Annotated in this window: 5 protein-coding genes; 4 read left to right on the top strand and 1 reads right to left on the bottom strand. The window is 67.9% G+C overall.

Annotated features, from left to right (window positions below; genetic code table 11):
* Nucleotides 1-178: 178 nt before the first annotated feature.
* Both NBZ85_RS27080 and NBZ85_RS27075 read left to right on the top strand, forming a co-directional pair.
* Nucleotides 179-805, top strand: a complete 627-nt coding sequence (locus tag NBZ85_RS27080) for a TetR/AcrR family transcriptional regulator (RefSeq protein ID WP_261559874.1) — start codon at nucleotides 179-181, stop codon at nucleotides 803-805.
* A gap of 366 nt (nucleotides 806-1,171) precedes the next feature.
* A complete protein-coding gene (locus NBZ85_RS27075) occupies nucleotides 1,172-1,513 on the top strand; it encodes a hypothetical protein (protein ID WP_261562860.1) in 342 nt (113 codons plus the stop codon).
* Nucleotides 1,514-2,216: 703 nt separating this feature from the next.
* Here the strand turns inward: NBZ85_RS27075 and NBZ85_RS27070 are convergent.
* On the bottom strand, nucleotides 2,217-3,116 hold the full coding sequence (locus NBZ85_RS27070) for a LysR substrate-binding domain-containing protein (RefSeq protein WP_261562859.1): 900 nt from the start codon (nucleotides 3,114-3,116) through the stop codon (nucleotides 2,217-2,219).
* A 62-nt stretch (nucleotides 3,117-3,178) separates the two neighbouring features.
* On the opposite strand from NBZ85_RS27070, the gene NBZ85_RS27065 reads away from it, so the two are divergent.
* Together NBZ85_RS27065 and NBZ85_RS27060 are read left to right on the top strand one after the other, a co-directional pair.
* Nucleotides 3,179-4,345, top strand: a complete 1,167-nt coding sequence (locus NBZ85_RS27065; RefSeq protein WP_261559871.1) for a M20/M25/M40 family metallo-hydrolase — start codon at nucleotides 3,179-3,181, stop codon at nucleotides 4,343-4,345.
* Between the two features lie 183 nt (nucleotides 4,346-4,528).
* A partial coding sequence (locus NBZ85_RS27060) for a serine/threonine-protein kinase (RefSeq protein WP_261562858.1) occupies nucleotides 4,529-5,428 on the top strand: 900 nt, incomplete at its 3' end.

Genomic DNA, 5,428 nt, shown 5'->3' with positions numbered 1-5,428 from the left:
GCTCCCGCAGCAGCCCCGCGGTGCGGTGCCACCACCACGCCCCGTCCCGCACGCACGCCCCGTGCACGAACACGACCCTCATCGCCACCTCCGCGGCTGTCCTCCTGGCCATGTCTCGATCCTGGCCACGTCCTAATCGACAGTAGACGTAGCGGTTGTTACGCGAAAAGATGCGGCGATGGGACGGCGACGGCAGCCAGAGATCAGGCAGCGGCTGCTCGACGCGTGCACCGACTATGCGCTCGCGCACGGCCTGCCCGACCGGCTCGAGCCGCTGGCCTGCGCCGCTGGCACCTCAGCCCGCATGCTGATCTACCACTTCGGCACCCGCGACACCCTGCTACGGGCCGTCCTCGGCCACGCGCGCCAACGCCAGCTCGACACCTTCGGCGCCCTGCTGCGCGCACGACCCGACGAGCCCTACACCACCACGCTGCACAACGCCTGGACCTCGATGACCGGCCCGGACGGACAGCCGTTCCTGCAGATGTTCGGTCAGCTGCCGGGGAGCTCGGTGCAGCAGCTGTGGCCCGACTTCCGCCGGACCGCGACGACCGACTGGCTCGGGCCGCTCGCCGACGGCCTGCGCAGCATCGGCCGCCCCGAACTCGCGACCCTCGTCCTCGCGGTCATCCGCGGCCTGCTCCTGGACCTCGACGCCACCGCCGACACCACCCGCACCGACCAGTCATTCCACCACTTCCTCAGCACACTTGATCACCAGAATGGCGGCGAACACCCACCGGCCCGCCCCGCCTGCGAACGAGCGAGCAGCGACACAACCAGCACGTCCTCGACCTGCTGACGGTGCGCTGCGCGCACGTCGACGCCTACGCCCGCGCTCTCGACACCGCCGACGCCGCCACCTCGCCGACTGACAGGAAAATCCCCTCATAAACGGCGGCATCCTGTGGATATCTAATTTTCCAAGAATTTCTGTGCTGCGGAGCGGTAGTGCCGGGATCCCCCTCGGAGTAGACGCTGCGGCCAGCACCCCTACCAGAAGGATGTGTCGCGCTAAAAAGTCGCCTATTTCTTGCATTCACAGCAAACTCGGTAGAACCGAGCGGACCCTACCCTAAACCTCACGTCACATTAAATTTAATGGCGAGCTGAACCGTTTCCCTGGAAGGCGATCGGGAACAATGTCACGACAACGAAGGGAGAGGTAGTGACTCTTACGAGGAAAATATTGAGTCTTGGAGTAATGGTATTCGCAGTTTTCGCGATCTTCCTAGCAAGTGCTACCGCGCAGGCCCAGCCGCCCGGTGCTCCAGAGAACGGCGGTCAGCAGAGCGGCACCTGGAACGGCGGCCAGCAGGGCAGCACCTGGAACGGCAACCGGCAGAGCGGCATCTGGAACGGCAACCGGCAGGGCAGCATCTGGAACGGCAACCGGCAGGGCAGCATCTGGAACGGCAACCGGCAGGGCAGCATCTGGAACGGCAACCGGCAGGGCAGCATCTGGAACGGCAACCGGCAGGGCAGCATCTGGAACGGCGGCCGCCGGTAGGGCGGCTCACTGCCGTCAGGATCGCTATCGCTGTCACCGTTAGTGAAGCGTCGAAAATCTTCCTACGACGGAAGATGAAGGTGCACCATGAACGTTCGCCATCGGGACAGCGGGTTGTGGCGGCCGGACGACTTCTGGTAATCGCGGCGTTCTCTGCCCTGCTGGGACTCCAGATACCGGCCGCAACAGCCGCGCCGCCTCCGGGTGGGTACGTTTCGCCCAGGAGGTTACCAGACAAGTCTGGATTGCATGGGAGACGTCAATCGCGACGGTGAAGTTGACGCGCTCGACTACAACCTCTCCATGCAGGAGAAGCGGTGGTGATCCAGGCTGTTTGATGTCTGGTCCCCCAGGTCCGAGCGTGCGTCCGTGCGTCCGGACCCGGGGCGGCCGGGGCCGCGTCGGTGAGGGGCGTCCGGCAATCCTCCCCATGCGACTGCGGGGAGTTGACGGTCGAAATTCCGCCCGGCGGTCCGGCCCGGACGGACAGCCGTTCCTGCAGATGTTCGGTCAGCTGCCGGGGAGCTCGGTGCAGCAGCTGTGGCCCGACTTCCGCCGGACCGCGACGACCGACTGGCTCGGGCCGCTCGCCGACGGCCTGCGCAGCATCGGCCGCCCCGAACTCGCGACCCTCGTCCTCGCGGTCATCCGCGGCCTGCTCCTGGACCTCGACGCCACCGCCGACACCACCCGCACCGACCAGTCATTCCACCACTTCCTCAGCACACTTGATCACCAGAATGGCGGCGAACACCCACCGTGGGTTCAGGTGCATGCCCGGTGTGTCCCCCAGCAGATCCCGCAACGTCAGTGCCACCGGCAGCGGGTCAGCGGGCAGCGCTACATGGACGGTCCGGCGCAGGGCGAGGTCGCCGAGCCGGCACAGGGCGAGGTCGCCGAGCCGGCACAGGACGAGTTCGGCCGGGACCGCCCAGGCGGCCAGCGAGGGGACCAGCGCAATGCCCAGTCCGGCGGCTGCATAGCCGAACTTCCCGGTCCACTCCGCAATTTTGATGATCTTCTTGGGTGTGAAGCCCGCCTCGGCGCAGGCATCGGTGAGCAGCGTGGGATGGCCTCCCGCGGGTGCATCCTGGAGCCAGGCCTCGTCGCGTAGTTCGCGCAGGTCGATCACCCCGGCTCCGGCCAGGGGATGCTCACGCTGGAGGACGACGAACAACTCGTCGTCCAGCAGAACGGTCGTCGTGACGCCGTCGGCCGACGGTAGACCGGACGGATAGTCGCTGACCACGGCAAGGTCGAGCGCCCCGTCCGCGAGGCGCTGCATCAACGTGCCGCTCCGGCCCTCGATCGCGACGATCTCGACCTCCGGTCTGGCCTGCTTGAACGCCCGCAAGGCAGCGGGCACCAACGAGATGTTCGCGGTCGAGAACGCCCCGACGCGCAGTGTCCCGCCGCGACCCGCGTGAATGGCGGCCAGTGCCTGCTCTGCCCGCGACAGACGCTCAAGCACGTCCACCGCGTGACGGTACAACTCATGACCGGCAGGATTCAGCCGTCCCTGCATGGCTTGTATGCAGGCTAGTTGCTGGTGGAATGTCTTGTCTCGTCTTAACGTCGCCCCTGTCGTCAAGATCGGGCCCAAGGGGGAAGCGTGCTGCTGGTGGACAGCTGTGAGGCACGAAGCTGTGCGGCGGGGTGGGGTCGGTGACCGCGGGGGCCGCGATCGCGTTGCCGGCGATGCTGGCCGATCTGGAAGAACTCGTGGTCTGTGAGTCCTTCTCGGCCGACCATGCGGCACTGGCCCGCAGCGCCGAGGTTGTCGGCGCCCTCGGCGCGAGACTGCTGGGCCGCGCGCCGGAGACGATCGTGCTCGACGGCGTGACCCACCTGCGGTGGACCTTCGGCACACCGCAGGTGCTGCTGGTCGGACACCACGACACCGTGTGGCCCGTGGGCTCGCTGGAGACCCACCCCTGGTCGGTGGTCGACGGGATCGCCCGGGGCCCCGGGGTCCTGGACATGAAGGCAGGGCTGGTGCAGATGTTCCACGCGCTGGCCTGCCTGCCGTCCCCGGACGGTGTCTGCGTGCTGATCAACGGGGATGAGGAAGTCGGCTCCCCGACCTCCCGGGAGCTGATCGAGCAGTCCGTGCGTGGGTGCGCGGCCGCCTTCGTCCTGGAGGCGGCCGCGAACGAACAGGGCGCCCTCAAGACCGCCCGTAAGGGCACCTCACGTTATGAGGTCGTGGTGTACGGGAAGGCCGCCCACGCGGGTCTGGAACCGGAGCAAGGGGTCAACGCCGCGATCGAGTCCGCGCACCAGGTCCTGGCCATCGCCGGCCTCGCCGCCTCGGTGGAGACCACCTGCTCCGTCCTGGGAGCCCCGACCATCACCCCCACCCTGCTCTGCGCCGGTAGCACGCTGAACACGGTGCCCGCGCGGGCGAAGGTGTCGGTGGACGTGCGGGTGCCGACCCTGGCCACGCAGGACCGGATCGACGATCTCATGCGGGGGCTTACCGCCCAGACACCCGGAGCCCGCCTGAAGGTCCTGGGCGGCAGGAAACGGCCGCCGATGGAACCGGAGTCCTCCGCCGACCTGTTCACCCTCGCCGCCAGAATCGCCGCGGAGCTGGGCCAGGAGCCGCTGCGGGGAGTCGCCGTCGGCGGCGCCTCGGACGGCAACTACACCGCGGGCGCAGGCTGCCCGACGCTGGACGGCCTGGGTGCCGTCGGCAGCGGCGCCCATGCGGACACCGAGCACGTCGAGGTGGCACAGATGACCCCTCGCACCCATCTGCTCGCTGCACTGATCGCACAGACGAGGCAGTCGGGACGATCACCGGGTGCGACGCCGAGGAAACGCTCCTGAAGATCCGACAGACTCAGGAGAACCTCCACCGTCGACAGCGAAGGAAGATCATGAAGTGTCGAGTGGAATCGAGAGCGCGCCGAGCACCAGCCGGCAAGCCAGGTCGAGTTCCACGACCGTGGCAGATCACTGCCACTCCCACCGACAGAGCCAACCGCTCCCACCGACAGAGCCAACCGGCTGATGATTGTTGACCGGGAGCGGATCGAGAAGGCCCTACCCGCCTACCGGATCGGGCAGCGGGTGGGATCAGGACAGTTCGGACTGGTCGTAGCGGGGCGGCATCGCCGACTACGCCGCCCAGTCGCGATCAAGGTGATGGAAGCCGAAGGCCCGGAAGGGCTGACCGTGGACTTCTCCGCCGAAGCGAGGATCCTCGCCAGCTTCGACCATCCCCATGTGGTGCGGATCTTCGAATATGTCGAGGCCGAGGGGCTGTGCCTGCTGGTCATGGAACTCCTCGACGGCGGCACCCTGACCCACCGCCGTGACAGTCTCAACCAGGCGCAGGCCTGCGCGGTCGGGCTGGCCGTGGCCGCGGCGTTGGAGCACGCCCACGACGGTGGGGTGCTGCACCGGGACATCAAGGCCGACAACATTCTGTTCGCCGCCGACGGCACGGTGAAGGTCACCGACTTCGGGATCGCGAAACTGTTCGAAGGCACCGCCGCCACCGCCAGCAGTAGGGCCGGCACCCCCCTGTACATGGCGCCTGAACAGATCAGGGGCGGCCGGCTGAGCCCAGCCACCGATCTGTACGCCCTCGGGGTCGTGCTGTACCGGCTGCTGGCCGGAGTGGCGCCGTTCCATCCGCAACAGCCCGTACAAGCCCTGTGGCGCCAGCACCTCCTCGACCCACCGCCACCGCTGGACAAGGTTCCCGCTCCGATCGCGGCCGTGGTGCTGCGTGCGCTGGCGAAAAATCCCGCCGACCGCCCGGCAGACGCCGCCACGTTCGCGGCCGAGCTCGCCCGCGCCGCCACCGACGCCTACAGACCCGGCTGGACCGAGCCCACCGGCCTGCCACTACACCTGACCACCCACATCCGCCGCCTGCACGAATCGTCCCCCCCACCACTGCCC

Source organism: Frankia tisae (assembly GCF_025403405.1).
Taxonomy (GTDB): Bacteria; Actinomycetota; Actinomycetes; order Frankiales; family Frankiaceae; genus Frankia; species Frankia tisai.
The sequence above is the reverse complement of the archived record's forward strand: the minus strand, read 5'-3'. Positions and strand labels throughout refer to the sequence as shown.